The organism is Segniliparus rotundus DSM 44985, from assembly GCF_000092825.1.
Lineage (GTDB): Bacteria > Actinomycetota > Actinomycetes > Mycobacteriales > Mycobacteriaceae > Segniliparus > Segniliparus rotundus.
Genome location: NC_014168.1, coordinates 351,797 through 365,725, shown reverse-complemented (window position 1 = coordinate 365,725; position 13,929 = coordinate 351,797). Strand labels below are relative to the sequence as shown.

Genomic DNA, 13,929 nt, shown 5'->3' with positions numbered 1-13,929 from the left:
GTGGTTGCTCGAAACTAGGAGTGGGCTTTAGGAATTGGGGGGCGCGGCGCACACCGACTTCAAGGTGGCGCGGAAGGCGTCCGCGGCGAGGTTGACACGCTGGGCGGTGGCGTGCAACCAGGAGGCGGACTGCGGGTCGGGGTCCTCGCCAAGTCCGTTGTCCAGGCGGTCCTGCAGGGCGTCCGAGAACCCGTTGAGCGCGTCCGCCCAGTTGTTCAACACCCCCTGGACCTGTGGGTTCTCCACCGTGTCCGCGACGCCGCGCAGCTGGTCGGCGGTGCCGTTCTGAATGTCGATGGTTTGGCTGAGCTGGCCCTCGCGAGACGCGATCTTCTCGTCGGGGTCGTTGGTGTTCTCACGGATTTCACGCTCCTTGGAGCTGATCCCGTTGATGCTCGAAACTTGCGCTTCGAGCTTGGGCTGCAAGTCGTTGAGCGCCGCGCAGGCCGCCGGGTCGGATTCGGCCGAGGCCGGAGCCGCGCCGAACGCGCCAGAACCGAGGAGCGCCAAGATGGCAGAAAGAACGAGATGTCGCTTTCGCATGGTCCTTTTGGATTCCTTTCGAATTCTTTCCACTGTCCCAACGGTCTGTCTGAGCAGAGGATACGGCATGTTCCCCACGCTGCGCTAGTAGAAGCTCGTGATACATCAGTCACGCGGCGACGCCGGGCAAAGCCCGCGGGCGCCAGGCCAGAGCGGTCCGGGGAGAAGACGCCGGGCAGACCGTCCGCCGCGCGAGCGCGGTCCTCGACGGCGTTACGGAAGCGCCTGCACCTTCTGATAGGTCTCAAGGAACATTTTCTGCATAGTCGGCAGATAATCCTGCTTGCCTTCGAATTGTTTGCAGTCGGCGAAGACGATCACGCCCCGCACGAAAGCCACATAGGCGTACTCGTCCGCGACGGTGTACACCTGGTCCGGCAGCGGGACCCCAGAGACGTGCCACACAACAGACGGGGAGAAGATCTTGATCCCGACGCCATGGGCCTGGGAGAGCCCTGGGTCCTGCTGGCGCTCGACGACGGTTTTCTGGGTCAAACTGATCTTGATGTCGGCCGCGTCCCAGTGCTCGACCTCGTCGTAGTGCGCGCACTTGCTGATCCACGAGTCCAATTCGGCTGATCCGGCGAGTTTCCGCGCCCGCTCGTGGTGGTTGACGATTGCCATGCTGGGCCGTGAGCGTCATATGGTTTTGAGCCAAGGCTCCTGCGCGCGCTCCACGCGATCGCTTCGCTCGTCGCTGGGCGGTGTGCGATTGATGAGTCCTACGACTCTCAAGCCGGCCGCAGAGAGAAGCCTCGACGCCCACTCCGAGTTAGGGCAGGCTATACTACACCGCGTGTCTCGGCCTTGGCCCGTTCTCTATCGTCTCATCGCCCCCGATCCGTCCGTGCCGGCGCCGCCCGAGCCGAATTTGGACCCGCCGTTCGCCGTGCGACGCGTGGACCCGGACAGCGAGGACACCGCGATCATCGCCGCATGGATGCGCCAGCCCGCGCTTGTGCGCGGCTGGGAACAGGATTGGCCCGACGAGCGCTGGTACGACCAGCTCAAAGCGCAGGTCGAAAGCAACTACTCGCATCCCTACCTGATCTTGTTCCGCGACAAGCCGATCGGCTATCTGGAGTGCTACCGCCCGGCGCAGGACTCGATCGGCGCCACATACGCCGCCGATCCGCACGACCTGGGCATGCATGGCGCTATAGCCGACGAGGCGATGGCGAGCAAGGGGTTCATGGTCATGCTCCTGCCCAGGCTCATCAAAAGTTTTTTCGAGCTCGAACCGCAATGCCGAAGGATCATGTTCGACCCCGAGCACAAGAACGTGGAGACCCGCCGGGTTTTCGAGCACGTCGGATGCGTCTTCCTCGGCGAGCATCAAATGCCCAACCGCAGAATGGCGTTGTACACCCTGCCGCGGACTCCGGCCGACGTGCCCGAGTCCTGGCCCCTGGAAGCCGAAGAGCCGGCGGCGAAAACGGAGGAGCAACCCGAATAGCTCGGTGGAGAAAGAAGAAAAGAGCCCCCGTCCGAGGGCTCTTTTCTTCTTTCTCCAGGACTCTGCTCCCTGATGTTCTGCTGGGGCTCCCTGATGCTCTGCTGAGCTCTCCGCCATCCCGCGCTACGGGCATAAGGAACGGTAGCCCTCGACATCCGGCTTCATCGCGGTGGCGACGAATTCCCAAAGCGTCTCATCCGTGCCGCCGCCCACGCGGGCCAACTTCATATCCCGCCACCAGCGGCCAATCGGGGTGTGGTCGACCAAATACCCTGAGCCGCCGAAGATATGCAGGCACTCGGAGAGCACTTCTTCGCCGAGCCGGGCCGCCGTGACTTTCACGGCCGCGGCTGTGCGCAGGTTCATCTCGCCCGTGGCCGCGATCCCCGCCAACGAGTAGCGCATCATATTGACCCTGGACCACAGGTCCGCGAAACGCAACCGCAGCGCCTGATGCTCGATGAGGGTGCTGCCGAACTGCACCCGGTCCGTCATTCTGGCGAGCGTGATCCCTAAAGCCCGTTCGCAGAGCGCGACGATTTGCGCCGCGACGCCGAGCCGTTCATGGGACAACCCCCAACTGATCGCCGCGAGGCCCGCGCCGGGCCGGGCGATCAATGCCTCGGCGGGCACCCAGGTGTCGATGTCCACCCACGCGGTTTCGAGCGGCCCGGCGCTGAGTTTGCGGTAAGGCTCGCGCACGGCAGTTTGCGCCGTCGGCACCAGCAAGAGCATGACGTTGCCTTTTTGGCCCTCCGGCGCGCTGTCCGCGCTGCGGGCCACCACGACGATGTGGTCGGCGACAGGCGCGAGCGACACGAATTTTTTGCTGCCGTTGATCTGGTAGCCGCCGTCGTGGCTGCGCACCATAGTTTCGGAGATTTGCAGGTCAGAACCACCGATTTCCTCGGAGGCCCCGATGCAGAGCAAGGTTTCGCCCCGAATCGCGCTCTCCGCGACTTCGCGCAGGTAGTCGGTCCTGCCGAATCGGCGCAGGACCGAGATGGCCGAATCGTGCAAGCTCACGCCGACGCTGATGCCGACAGAGCCGAGTCCGCCCAGCGCGAAGCCCAATTCGACGAGTTTCGCCACGTCGGGAAGGGCCCCGGACGCCCATTTGTCCTCGAACACGCCGCGCTCGCCGAACCGTTCGATGAGCTTGCGGGGGAACCGCTCGTCTTTCTCGGCTTCCTCGACCCAGGCCCGGACCTCGTCGTCCACGACCGAGCGCAGCAAGTCCTGGAATCCCTCCGGCGACAGCCGCTCTTGCGCCCTGCGGCTCACATCGACGCTTGTCATCGCAGTCCTCCTCCGGTCTCGATCATGTGCTTGACGTCGAGCCGACGTAATTTGCCCGAAGTCGTGACCGGCAGCTCCCCAGGGGCGGCGAACACGACCTCCGCGGGGACGATCCCGCAGTCGGCGGCGACCCGTTGGACCACCCGCCTGCGAGCAGTGTCCAGGTCGGAGCCCTTGTACTCCAGAGCGAGCGCGAGCCTCGGGCGCAGACCGCCCTCGTCGAGGCCGACCGCCGCGACCCTGCCAGCCCGCACGCCCTCCACCGAGGCCGCCGCGCGCTCGATATCGGTGGGGTAGACGTTGCGCCCGGCCAGGACGATGAGTTCCTTGAACCGGCCGACCACAACAAGCTCGCCGTCGAGCAGATAGCCGAGATCGCCCGTCTTGAACCATTCGTCACGTCGGATCGGATCGGCCCCGAGGTAGCCGTTCATCATGCACGCCCCGGTGACCTCGATTTCGCCGACCTCTCTGCCGTTGATGGCAGGGACCGGGGCCGCGGGGGGCGCAATGCGCAGGCGCATGCCGTCCAACGCGGCGCCGAGACGCGCGTACCTGCGGCGGGACTGGCCGCCGTCCGGCATGGTGACGGACACGTCGTCAAAGCGCGCTCCGGCTCCGGGCCGGGAAGCGGCCACCGCGCACGTCGCCTCCGCCAGGCCGTAGGCCGTCATGGCGGAGCCCGGGTTGAAGCCCACCGGGGCCGTCGCGGCGAGGAAGCGTTCGAAGCTGTCGCAATGAATCAACTCCGCCGCGCTCACCGCGACCCGCAACGTGCCGAGGTCCACACCGCGGTCGATCTTGTCCCCGTACCTGCCGATGATGTCGTACGCGAAGTTCGGGGCCTTCACATACGTCGCCCCGCTCTCGGTGATCCAGTCCAGCCATTTGAGCGGCGCGGCGGAAAACGCGCCGCTGGGGGCGAGCCACAGCGGCGCGCCCGCCCACATCGCGGACACAAGCGTGATGAGCCCCATGTCGTGGTAGAGCGGCAACCAGCTGCACACCACGTCTTCTTTGCCCAACAGCGTCCGGTCCGCCACTGCGGCGATATTGCTCAGGAACGCCCCACGGGACAAGATCGCCGTCTTCGGCTGCCCCGTGGACCCGGAGGAGTTCTGCAGCACCGCCGGGGTGCTGTCGTCCCCTGTGCGCGGCGGGACAAAGGATTGGGGGCGGGGCTTGGCTCCGATGCGCGCGACGTCTTCGGTCCGGACGCCGGATTGCACGGCGCGCAACTGCTCCAGCTCGCGGCCGTAGCTGAAAATCGTGCGCACCCCGATCTGCGCGCACCGGCCCAATGTCGTCTCAGCCCATCTGCCCAGGTCGGCGCCGCGCACCATGCCGGGGAAGAGCGACACGCTGCCCCCGGCCAACCAGGCGCCGAGCACGCTCGCCACGATGTCGACCGTGGGGTTCCCGATCAACCCGAGCGTTCCCACCGGGCCGTCCGCCCTGTCCAGGAGGTCGGCGGCGACAGCCTCAGCGCGCGCGTGCACCTCCCCCCAGGGGAACCGGCTCCATTCCCTGGTTTCGGCGTCCATGATTACCAGGTCGGCGGAAGTGGACAGCATCGCCTCGGAGATCTTTGCCGCCAGCCTGTTTCCTTGCGCGTCCGTCATCGTCACAGTCGCTCCCTCAGACCGCGGGCTTCGCTTCGGCAACGGGAGCAGAGCCCGCGTTCTTCATGGAAGAGACGATGTCGACGAGGTCGCCGAAAGAATTGCAGACGAGCAGCTGGTCCTCGGAGAGCGCAACCCCGAGCTTCTCCTCGATCACGACGAGGCCGAGCGCGAACCCCACCGAATCGATTCCCAGGTCGTCGACCAGCAACGCGTCCCGCGTGATCTGGCTTGCCCGCACCGAGAGGTCTTCTCGAAGAACCTGCTCCAGTTTTTCGGCGACATCCATCGACATATAGCGCTCCTTTTCGATTTTCTTTCGTGACGGGATCGGGTCGTGGTCCACGCTCGCGCCAGTCCAGAGACGCGACGTGAAGAGTCTGGACTGGCCGAACCGTTCTCCTGCGTGATCGACGCAAGAAGCCGCCCTCGCGGACGAGGAGGCTTTTGGGAGACCAGTTCACCGATGGCTTTTGTCTGCAACGGCTCAGACACTACCCGGTTCAGTTAGGTTAGGCAACCCTATATATATATTTTCCACGATGTATATCCCCGCATACTCTGCGCGGCAACTGCCGCTCTGCGGCCGACCAGCTCACCGACCCCGCCCCCGGCCAAGCCCGTGGGGCGGCCAAGGGTATAACGGCGCCCCGAACAACGAAAACCCTCCCGACGCTTGTCGGGAGGGGGTTTTCTCGCTCTCAGGCCGCCTGCGCTCCGGTTTCGCGGACACGCGACGGGGAGGCGCAAAAATCCTTAGTGGGCAAGGGGGGACTTGAACCCCCACGTCCTTGCGGACACTGGCACCTGAAGCCAGCGCGTCTGCCATTTCGCCACTTGCCCTGGAGACGCTGATGAAGTTCAGCGGGATGAACGTTACCACAGATCCGGGTTCGCGAACGAATCCTTCTCGCGCCTTCGACTGAGGCGAATTCCCCATGGCGGCGGAGCGAGCGCCGCCGCGGAAATCTCGTCCGCCGCGACAACGCGGGCCAGCCGGGCCGCCGCGAGCGAGCTCGGCGAACGAGCGGGCCAAGTCGACCACGGCAACGCGGCGGCATGGCGGCTCCGAGGGCCATATCGGAGAATTTCCTGCGCGCGGAAACAGCCTCGGCGGTTCGTTTTCCCTCGCCGAACCAGGTAACCTGACAAGGTATGGGAATGGTCCAGCGCATTGAGCGCACCCTCGAAGGCGCCATTGGCGATGCCTTCGCCCGCGTTTTTGGCGGGAATTTGCAGGTGAGCGAAGTGCAGGCGGGGTTGCAACGGGAAGCGGCGAGCAATGTCCGCACCGGAGCGGACGGCCAGCCGGGCACCTCGGACCAGTACATGATCCGGATCGGCCAGGACGACGTCGCTCATTTCGAGGAGCACTACCACGAGGTCACAAGGGTGCTGACCCGGCACCTCGAGCAGTTCATCGCGGCACAGGGGTGGGCGGTGCGCCGTCCGGTCTCGGTGCTGATCGAGGTCTCGCCGCAGATGCGGCCCGGACAGCTGCGCATTTCCAGCTCGGCGAGCGAACCTGGCGGCCCAGGGGCCGCCGCGCCGCAGCAACCGGCGGCGCCCGCGCGGACAACCGCTCCCCCGCCCTCGCCTTCCTCTTCGCACCGGCAGAGCGCGCGCCGGGCGTTGCGCCTGACGGAGGGATCTGGGCGCCAGCACCAGCTCCCGCTCGGGGTGACGGTGATCGGCCGGGGATCGGGCGCGGGCGTCCGACTGGACGACAAATCGGTGTCCAGGGAGCACTGCCGGATATGGTGGGACGGGCAGCGGGCTGTGCTCAACGACCTCGGTTCCACAAACGGCACTTCGGTCAACGGGGAACGGGTCGCGGAATGGGAGCTCGCCGACGGCGATGTCGTCAATGTGGGCCAATCGCTCGTTATCGTACGGTTCGGATAGGGGAAAGCTTTGCCGAAACATCCCAGGCAAGGGAGGTCGACATGCAGCAACAGGCGTTGATCTGGCAAGCCGGACGCGCGGCCTTCCTGGCGCTTTTGTGGCTTTTCGTGTTCGCGGTGGTCCGTGTGATCCGTTCGGACATCGCCAACGCGTCAGGCTCGCGGGTGCCCGCGCAGAGCAAAAGCCCCAGCAGCGGCTTTTTCGCCAATTTCGGCAGAGGGCGGCAGGCGAAATACCTGGTGGTCACCCGTGGCGCGCTGCGGAACACGCGGATCGCGCTCGGCGACGCGCCTGTGCTCATCGGCCGGGCCGACGATTCGACGCTGGTGGTGACCGACGAGTACGCGTCGTCACGGCACGCGCGTTTGCTCAAACGAGGAGAGGACTGGTTCGTCGAAGACTTGGGTTCGACGAACGGCACCTATCTCGACCGGGTCAAAGTGACTGCGGCGGTGCGGGTGCCGCTCGGCTCGCCGATCCAGGTCGGCAAAACAGTAGTCGAGCTGCGCGCATGAGCCCCTGGAGCACGACGAGGCGCGAGGAGCACAGCCACATCAGCACCATTTTTGAAAAGCAACCACAGCGCGACCGAGCAGAGGCGGCGCAATGAGCCTCGTCCTGCGCTACGCGGCCCGCAGCGACCGCGGCCTGGTCCGAGGCAACAACGAGGACGCGGCCTACGCGGGCGCGCGCCTGCTGGCGCTCGCGGACGGCATGGGCGGCCACGAGGCGGGCGAGGTCGCCTCGTCGCTGGTGATCAATTCACTCGCTCCGCTGGACGACGAGGAGCCCGGCGGAGAGATTCTGTCCAAGCTGGAGAACGCGGTGCGCGCCGGGAACATCGCCATCGCGGAGCATGTTGCCGAGCACCCGGAGCGGGACGGCATGGGCACAACGCTCTCCGCGCTCTTGTTCACCGGGACCTCGATCGGCCTCGCGCACGTCGGGGACTCCCGCGCCTATTTGCTGCGCGGCGGCGAGCTCACCCAGATCACCCGTGACGACACCTATGTGCAGAGCCTCATCGACGACGGGCGCATCACCGCCGAAGAAGCGCATTCGCACCCACAGCGCTCGCTGATCCTCAAAGCGCTGACCGGCCACGAGGTGCAGCCGACGCTCAATGTCCGCGAGGCGCTGGCCGGGGACCGCTACTTGCTCTGTTCGGACGGCCTCTCCGACGTTGTGAGCGCCTCGACCATCGAGACGGTCTTAGGCGAAGGGGACGTGGACACCGCCGCGGACAAACTCGTGGACCTCGCGCTGCGCAGCGGCGGCCCGGACAACATCACTGTCGTGGTGGCCGAGGTCGCCGACTCGGGGTTCGCGCAAACGCAGCCGATCATCGCGGGCTCCGCGCTCGGCGAAGAGCAGCAGCACGCGCCGCCGCCGGACAGCGCCGCAGGCCGCGCGGCGGCCCTCGGCCAGCAGCAGCGCACCCCGGTCAAGGTGTCAGCCGCCGAAGAGAGCGCTGACAAGCCCCGGCGGCATTGGCGGCTCATCGCCGTGTTGGCCGTGCTGCTGGTCGCCCTCATCGCGGCGGCGTACGGCGGTCGGGCTCTTTTGCGCTCGAATTACTACACAGGTTCGGAGAACGGCTCGGTCGTCATTTACCGGGGCGTCTCCGGATCGCTCTTCGGGGTGCGGCTGCAAGCCTTGGACGAGCGGGTGTGCTTCCGCGAACCGGCCGTGCCCGGCGAGAAAGCGAAAGCGGAGTTCCTGCGCGCGGGCGAGTCCAGGCCGGGCTGCGCGCCCCTCCGGCTCACCGACCTGGAAGTCGCCACCCGCTCCAGCGTGCCCAACCTGCCCTCCGGCGGCCACGACGAAGTCCAGGGCCAAGTCCGACTGCTGTTGGAGCACTTGCTCCCGAACTGCGCCGACCACGCGCGGGCTCCGTTGTCGGCGCCTGCCGCGCCAGCGCCGATGCCGAGCATCGCGCTTCCCGCGCCGCCGCCCCCGTCGGGCGAGCCCGCGCCCTCTTCACAGAGCCCGTTCCCGTCGATAGAGCCGAGCATCGAGCTCCCCGCGCCGCCGTCGGAGGTGCTGCGCGCCTGGAAGCCGGGAATCGACTGCCGGGAGCGCCTCGGATGAGCGCGGCAGGGAGCGCGGTCCGGTCGGAGACAGCCCCCGGCCAGGGCAAATCCCAAGCCCCGTCCGGCAGTCATCTCGCTCCGCGAAACCGCCGGAACGTCGAGCTGGCCCTGCTCGCCGTGGCAGTGGCCTTGGTGCTCGCCGCATTGGCCTTGGTCGACGCCAATCTGCACCGGCCCATGCTGGGCGATCTGGCGCGCATCGCCCTGGTGTACAGCCTGATGATGGGCGGGGCGCACCTCGCGATCCGCTTCTTCGCGCCATACGCGGACCCGTTGCTCTTCCCGATCGTGGCCCTGCTCAACGGGGTCGGCCTTGTGCTGATCTTCCGAATCGAGCTGGAAGTGCGCGACCCAGGGAGCGAGGCGGTCCGCCAGTCGATCCTCAGTTTCGACACCAACCCGCAGTTGGTGTGGACCTTCGTGTCGGTGGCGGCGTTCTCCCTGGTCCTCGGCTTCCTGAAGGACTACCGGGCGCTGTCCCGGTACGGCTACACCCTCGGCGCGCTCGGGGTGTTGTTCCTCGCCGTCCCGATCTTCGCGGCACCGATCAACGGGTCGAACGTGTGGTTGCACTTGGGCTTTTTGACGATTCAGCCGGGAGAGTTCGCCAAGATCGCGCTCATCGTCTGCTCCGCGTCGCTGCTGGTCGCCAAACGGGATCTGTTCGTCACGGCGGGCAACCACGTCTGGGGCTTGGATTTGCCGAGAATGCGCGACCTCGGGCCGCTGCTCTTGGCGTGGGGATTGGCGATCGCCACTTTGTTCCTGCAACACGACCTCGGCATGGGGCTGCTGATCTTCGTGACCGCGCTGCTCATGCTGTACATCGCGACCGAACGGGCCAGCTGGCTGCTGATCGGGCTGCTGATGCTCGTGGTCGCGGGCGCTTTCGCGTTCACGCAAATCCATCATGTCCAAGAACGCGCGCAGGCGTGGGCGAATCCGCTCACGGACTGCGACAACGTCGGCTACCAGCTCTGCGAGGCGCTGTTCGGCCTCGCTGTCGGCGGGCTCGGCGGGACCGGCCTCGGCGCGGGCTCGCCCGCCCGAGTCCCCGAAGCGCATAACGACTTCATTCTCGCAGCGGCAGGCGAAGAGCTGGGGCTGATCGGCCTGGCCGCCGTCATCCTCTTGTACTACCTGCTGGTCGACCGGGGTTTTCGCATTGCGCTCACCGTTCGGGACAGCTTCGGCAAACTGTTGGCGGCGGGCCTGGTCATCACCATCGCGATCCAAGTCTTCATCATCGCGGGCGGCGTGACCGACCTCATCCCGCTGACCGGCCTCACCACGCCGTTCATGTCGTCCGGCGGCTCCTCGCTGCTCTCGAACTACATCCTCATGGCGCTGTTGATCAAGATCTCCCATGAGGCGCGCAAACCGGGGTCGCTCCCAGTCGCGGCGCCGAACAGCGGCGGCAAAGCGAAAAACAACCGGCATTCGGCGCAAAAAGCCACCGCGTGGTTCTCAGGAGCCGACAGCGCCGCGTCAGAGGAAGAGCCGACCACCACCGACCTGCAGAAAATCCCCCCCGAGCCAAAAAACACAGCCGATCCGAAAAACACGAGGGGGGCCGCACAATGAACACGTCCTTGCGCCGGATCGGCCTTGTGCTGGCCTGGCTCGCCCCGCTCGTCCTGATCGCCAATATCACCTATGTGCAGGCCTGGTGGTCCATCGACCTGCGCAACAACGCGCACAACAAACGCGCGCTCTACCGCGAGTACTCGGAGCCGCGCGGCAAGATCACGGCAGGCGGAACGCTGCTCGCCTACTCCGACCCCAGCGACGACCGCTTCCATTACCTGCGCAAATACAATGAGCCGTTGGCGTACGCCCCAGTCACCGGCTATTACTCGATGCTGTTCGACCGGACCGAGCTGGAGCTGAAAGAGAACGACGTCCTCAACGGCAAAGACTCCCGCCTTTTCTCGCAGCGGCTCTTAGACTTCCTCGCCAGCCACGGCCAACGCGGCGGCATGGTGAACACCACTATCGACGCGAAGTTGCAGGAAGTGGCCTACCGGCAGCTTTCCTCCGGCTGCCCCGGCGGCTGCGTCGGGTCGGTGGTCGCCCTCGACCCGAAGAACGGCGCGATCCTGGCGATGGCCTCCAGCCCGAGCTACGACCCCAACCAGCTCTCCAGCCATAATCTCGACGAGACGGCGAAATACTACGAATCTCTCTCCCACGACCCGAACCAACCGCTGCTCAACAGGGCTATCGAACAGGCGTATCCGCCCGGTTCGACGTTCAAGATCGTGACCACGGCGGCAGCACTGTCCTACGGGATCTCGCCCGATCTCAAACTGACGGCCGCAGGCTCCATCCCGCTGCCCGGCACGGCGAACGCGACGATCCCCAACTACGGCGGGCAGGCGTGCCCGGACTCCATCGGCGGCGAAGTGACCCTGCGACAAGCGTTCGCGTACTCGTGCAACACTGCGTTCGTCCAGCTCATGACACAGAAAATACCGAAAGCGGACGCCGTGCTGCGTGGTATGGCGACCCAACTGCAACTCACCGAGAAACAGTCGATCCCCATGTCGGTGGTCCCGTCGCAACTGGTCAGCCCAGAGGAGCCGGATCTGCTGCAAAAGGACCCCGCCGCGCTCGGGCAGTCCGTGATCGGGCAACGCGACGTGCAACTGACCCCGCTGATGAACGCGGAAATCACAGCTTGCGTCGCCAACGGCGGTTTTTTGGCCCGCCCGTTCGTGGTGCGCCAAGAGTTCGGCCCGGACCTCAAACCGCTCAGCGACGACCAGACGACCCGTTCCGTGCTGGTCCCCGCGATGCGGCCGCAGACCGCGAAAACGCTCACCGACTTCATGGTCGAGTCGGAGCGCCGCTCGGGCGGGAAAGGCAAGGACCCGAAACTCGACATCGCCTCGAAGACCGGAACCGCGGACAATCCGCACAACAAAAGCCCCTACACCTGGTATGTCGCGTTCGCCCCGGCCAGCCGTCCGGTGATCGCCTTGGCTGTCCTGGTCGAAGGTTCGGACGCGCTGGGCCCCGGCGCCACTGGGGCAAGCGTCGCAGGGCCGATCGGACGGGCAGTGATCGCGCAAGCGCTCGCGGACGGGGGGCGGCGATGAGCACGCCGAAACATCTCGGGGGCCGCTACACCCTCGGCGAGGCGATCGGCTACGGCGGCATGTCCGAAGTCCACATCGCACGGGACGAACGGCTCGGCCGCACCGTCGCGATCAAGCTGCTCCGCCCGGATTTGGCCCGCGATCCTCGGTTCTACCTGCGGTTCCGTCGAGAGGCGCAGAACGCCGCGGCGCTGAACCACCCCATGATCGTCTCGGTTTTCGACACGGGGGAATCCGCATCGGACCAAGGCCCGATGCCGTACATCGTGATGGAGTACGTCGACGGGCAGACGCTGCGCGAGGCCCTGCAGAACGGGCCGCTCACCACCCAAGAGGTCCTTTCCTGGATCGCGGACGTCGCTGCCGCGCTGGACTTCAGCCACCATAACGGCATCGTGCACCGCGACGTGAAGCCCGGCAACATCATGATCGACAAGACCGGCCAGGTGAAGGTGATGGACTTCGGCATCGCCCGCGCCATCTCCGACGCGACGATCACGGCGACGCAGACCGCGACGGTGATCGGCACCGCGCAGTACCTGTCCCCCGAACAGGCACGGGGCGAGACCGTGGACCCGCGTTCGGACGTGTACTCCTTGGGCTGTGTGCTCTATGAGCTGTTGGCGGGCGCGCCGCCGTTCACCGGGGACACGCCGCTCGCCATCGCCTATCAGCATGTGCGCGAGGACCCCAAGCCGCCGTCCTCGCTCAAGAAGACCCTGACTCCGGACATCGACGCCGTGGTGCTCAAAGCGATGAGCAAGAACCCGGCGAACCGCTACCAATCCGCCGCCGAACTGCGCTCCGACGTGCTCAAACTGCTCGCGGGCGAGCGGCCGAGCGCGCCGAGGGTCATGTCGGAGGCAGAACGCAATTCGCTGCTTTCCAGCGGCGAGATCACCGGTCCGACGCACAAACCGCTGCGCGAGCACGGGCAGCCGGTCGCCGAACCGGGCTCACGGCCGCGCGGAGTCTATGCGGCGCTTGTGGTGGCTGTGATCGCGGCGCTGGTCGCCGCGTATTTCGCGATCAGCAATATCCATCCGGTGCCCGCGGGGTACGCCATGGTCCCCAATGTGGCCGGGATGAGCGAGCAGCAAGCCACCGACGCGCTGCGCACATCCGGGGTCCGCTACAAGATCGACCACCAGGAGAGCGTCGAGACCAAACAAGGCAACGCCATCGGCACGACGCCGCAGGGCGGCAGCGCGGTGGACAAGAACGCCGAAGTGACCCTGACCATCTCGTCCGGCCCAGGCCAAACGGTTGTGCCCGACCTGCGCAACGTCCCCTACGGCGAAGCGATAACGCGCCTGAGCGCGGCCGGCCTGGTCGAGGACCCCAATCGCCCGCCGCCGGAGTTCTCCGACGAGATCGACAAAGACCGGGTGATTTCAACCCAGCCCGCCGCCAACAAGACCGCGCTCAAAGGCACCAAGGTGCAGCTCATTCTCTCCAAGGGGCCGGAGAACACGCAGATCCCCAATGTGGTCGGCCAACAGAGCGACGCCGCCACCAAGGCGATCACCGACGCGGGCCTCGCCCCGCCCGCCTTCGTCGAACAAAGCTCGACCGAGCCGTACGGGAAGGTGCTGAGCCAGGACCCGCAGCCGGGCTCCGACGCGAAACGCAAATCCGTGGTGACTCTGACCATCTCGAAGGGCGACCAAATCGCGATGCCGGACCTGACCGGCATGACCGAGCAGGAGGCCCGCACGGCGCTGCGCAAGGCTGGCTTCTCCGGACAGGTGACGACGCAGAGCACGCAGGGCAACGGGATCATCCTCCCCGACCCCAACAAGGTCCCCGGCCAGATTTTCCGCCAGGACCCCGCCCCAGGAACCGCCTTCCCGAAACTGGGCACGGTGACCATTGACATGTACCATTCGGGGTAGTCTGAGACTTGCGGC

General features: G+C 66.2%; 12 protein-coding genes and 1 tRNA gene. 7 read left to right on the top strand and 6 right to left on the bottom strand.

Annotated features, from left to right (window positions below; translation table 11 throughout):
• Nucleotides 1–27 precede the first annotated feature (27 nt).
• Together SROT_RS01930 and SROT_RS01925 are read right to left on the bottom strand one after the other, a co-directional pair.
• Complete coding sequence (locus tag SROT_RS01930) at nt 28–543, bottom strand: hypothetical protein (protein WP_013137326.1); 516 nt, start codon at nt 541–543, stop codon at nt 28–30.
• 213 nt (nt 544–756) lie between these two features.
• Entirely contained in the window at nt 757–1,167 is a 411-nt protein-coding gene (locus SROT_RS01925) for a hypothetical protein (protein ID WP_013137325.1), read from the bottom strand.
• A gap of 172 nt (nt 1,168–1,339) precedes the next feature.
• Here SROT_RS01925 and SROT_RS01920 point away from each other — a divergent pair, with 172 nt between their 5' ends.
• Nucleotides 1,340–1,999: a GNAT family N-acetyltransferase gene (locus SROT_RS01920; protein WP_187288052.1), complete on the top strand. Its 660-nt coding sequence runs from the start codon at nt 1,340–1,342 to the stop codon at nt 1,997–1,999.
• Nucleotides 2,000–2,122: 123 nt separating this feature from the next.
• Here the strand turns inward: SROT_RS01920 and SROT_RS01915 are convergent, their stop codons facing one another.
• The 4 genes from SROT_RS01915 to SROT_RS01900 all read right to left on the bottom strand — a co-directional run bounded on the left by SROT_RS01915 (nt 2,123) and on the right by SROT_RS01900 (nt 5,763).
• Nucleotides 2,123–3,298, bottom strand: a complete 1,176-nt coding sequence (locus tag SROT_RS01915) for an acyl-CoA dehydrogenase family protein (RefSeq protein ID WP_013137323.1) — start codon at nt 3,296–3,298, stop codon at nt 2,123–2,125.
• The gene (mbtM, locus tag SROT_RS01910; RefSeq protein WP_013137322.1) at nt 3,295–4,920 is read right to left on the bottom strand and encodes a long-chain-fatty acid--ACP ligase MbtM; all 1,626 of its coding nucleotides are present in this window, start codon (nt 4,918–4,920) and stop codon (nt 3,295–3,297) included. Before mbtM ends, SROT_RS01915 begins: the two co-directional genes overlap by 4 nt.
• Nucleotides 4,921–4,936: 16 nt before the next feature.
• The gene (locus tag SROT_RS01905) at nt 4,937–5,215 is read right to left on the bottom strand and encodes an acyl carrier protein (protein WP_013137321.1); all 279 of its coding nucleotides are present in this window, start codon (nt 5,213–5,215) and stop codon (nt 4,937–4,939) included.
• A gap of 465 nt (nt 5,216–5,680) precedes the next feature.
• Nucleotides 5,681–5,763, bottom strand: a tRNA-Leu gene (locus SROT_RS01900).
• Nucleotides 5,764–6,081: 318 nt separating this feature from the next.
• On the opposite strand from SROT_RS01900, the gene SROT_RS01895 reads away from it, so the two are divergent.
• The 6 genes from SROT_RS01895 (at nt 6,082) to pknB (ending at nt 13,914) form a co-directional block, all read left to right on the top strand.
• Nucleotides 6,082–6,825, top strand: a complete 744-nt coding sequence (locus SROT_RS01895; RefSeq protein ID WP_013137320.1) for an FhaA domain-containing protein — start codon at nt 6,082–6,084, stop codon at nt 6,823–6,825.
• A 41-nt stretch (nt 6,826–6,866) separates the two neighbouring features.
• Complete coding sequence (locus tag SROT_RS01890) at nt 6,867–7,340, top strand: FHA domain-containing protein FhaB/FipA (RefSeq protein ID WP_013137319.1); 474 nt, start codon at nt 6,867–6,869, stop codon at nt 7,338–7,340.
• Between the two features lie 91 nt (nt 7,341–7,431).
• Nucleotides 7,432–8,916, top strand: a complete 1,485-nt coding sequence (locus SROT_RS01885; protein WP_013137318.1) for a PP2C family protein-serine/threonine phosphatase — start codon at nt 7,432–7,434, stop codon at nt 8,914–8,916.
• Nucleotides 8,913–10,502, top strand: a complete 1,590-nt coding sequence (locus SROT_RS01880; RefSeq protein ID WP_013137317.1) for an FtsW/RodA/SpoVE family cell cycle protein — start codon at nt 8,913–8,915, stop codon at nt 10,500–10,502. The genes SROT_RS01885 and SROT_RS01880 overlap by 4 nt, the downstream gene beginning before the upstream one ends.
• On the top strand, nt 10,499–12,019 hold the full coding sequence (locus SROT_RS01875) for a penicillin-binding transpeptidase domain-containing protein (RefSeq protein WP_013137316.1): 1,521 nt from the start codon (nt 10,499–10,501) through the stop codon (nt 12,017–12,019). The genes SROT_RS01880 and SROT_RS01875 overlap by 4 nt, the downstream gene beginning before the upstream one ends.
• Nucleotides 12,016–13,914 carry a Stk1 family PASTA domain-containing Ser/Thr kinase gene (pknB, locus tag SROT_RS01870; protein ID WP_013137315.1) on the top strand — a complete coding sequence of 633 codons (1,899 nt, stop codon included), beginning with the start codon at nt 12,016–12,018 and terminating at the stop codon, nt 13,912–13,914. The genes SROT_RS01875 and pknB overlap by 4 nt, the downstream gene beginning before the upstream one ends.
• Nucleotides 13,915–13,929: the final 15 nt, after the last annotated feature.

Bases quoted from the DNA above. Each gene is read 5' to 3' on its own strand.
- SROT_RS01930 (WP_013137326.1), bottom strand. From the start codon at position 543: ATGCGAAAGCGACATCTCGTTCTTTCTGCCATCTTGGCGCTCCTCGGT.
- SROT_RS01925 (WP_013137325.1), bottom strand. From the start codon at position 1,167: ATGGCAATCGTCAACCACCACGAGCGGGCGCGGAAACTCGCCGGATCA.
- SROT_RS01915 (WP_013137323.1), bottom strand. From the start codon at position 3,298: ATGACAAGCGTCGATGTGAGCCGCAGGGCGCAAGAGCGGCTGTCGCCG.
- mbtM (WP_013137322.1), bottom strand. From the start codon at position 4,920: ATGACGGACGCGCAAGGAAACAGGCTGGCGGCAAAGATCTCCGAGGCG.
- SROT_RS01905 (WP_013137321.1), bottom strand. From the start codon at position 5,215: ATGTCGATGGATGTCGCCGAAAAACTGGAGCAGGTTCTTCGAGAAGAC.
- SROT_RS01895 (WP_013137320.1), top strand. From the start codon at position 6,082: ATGGTCCAGCGCATTGAGCGCACCCTCGAAGGCGCCATTGGCGATGCC.
- SROT_RS01890 (WP_013137319.1), top strand. From the start codon at position 6,867: ATGCAGCAACAGGCGTTGATCTGGCAAGCCGGACGCGCGGCCTTCCTG.
- SROT_RS01885 (WP_013137318.1), top strand. From the start codon at position 7,432: ATGAGCCTCGTCCTGCGCTACGCGGCCCGCAGCGACCGCGGCCTGGTC.
- SROT_RS01880 (WP_013137317.1), top strand. From the start codon at position 8,913: ATGAGCGCGGCAGGGAGCGCGGTCCGGTCGGAGACAGCCCCCGGCCAG.
- SROT_RS01875 (WP_013137316.1), top strand. From the start codon at position 10,499: ATGAACACGTCCTTGCGCCGGATCGGCCTTGTGCTGGCCTGGCTCGCC.
- pknB (WP_013137315.1), top strand. From the start codon at position 12,016: ATGAGCACGCCGAAACATCTCGGGGGCCGCTACACCCTCGGCGAGGCG.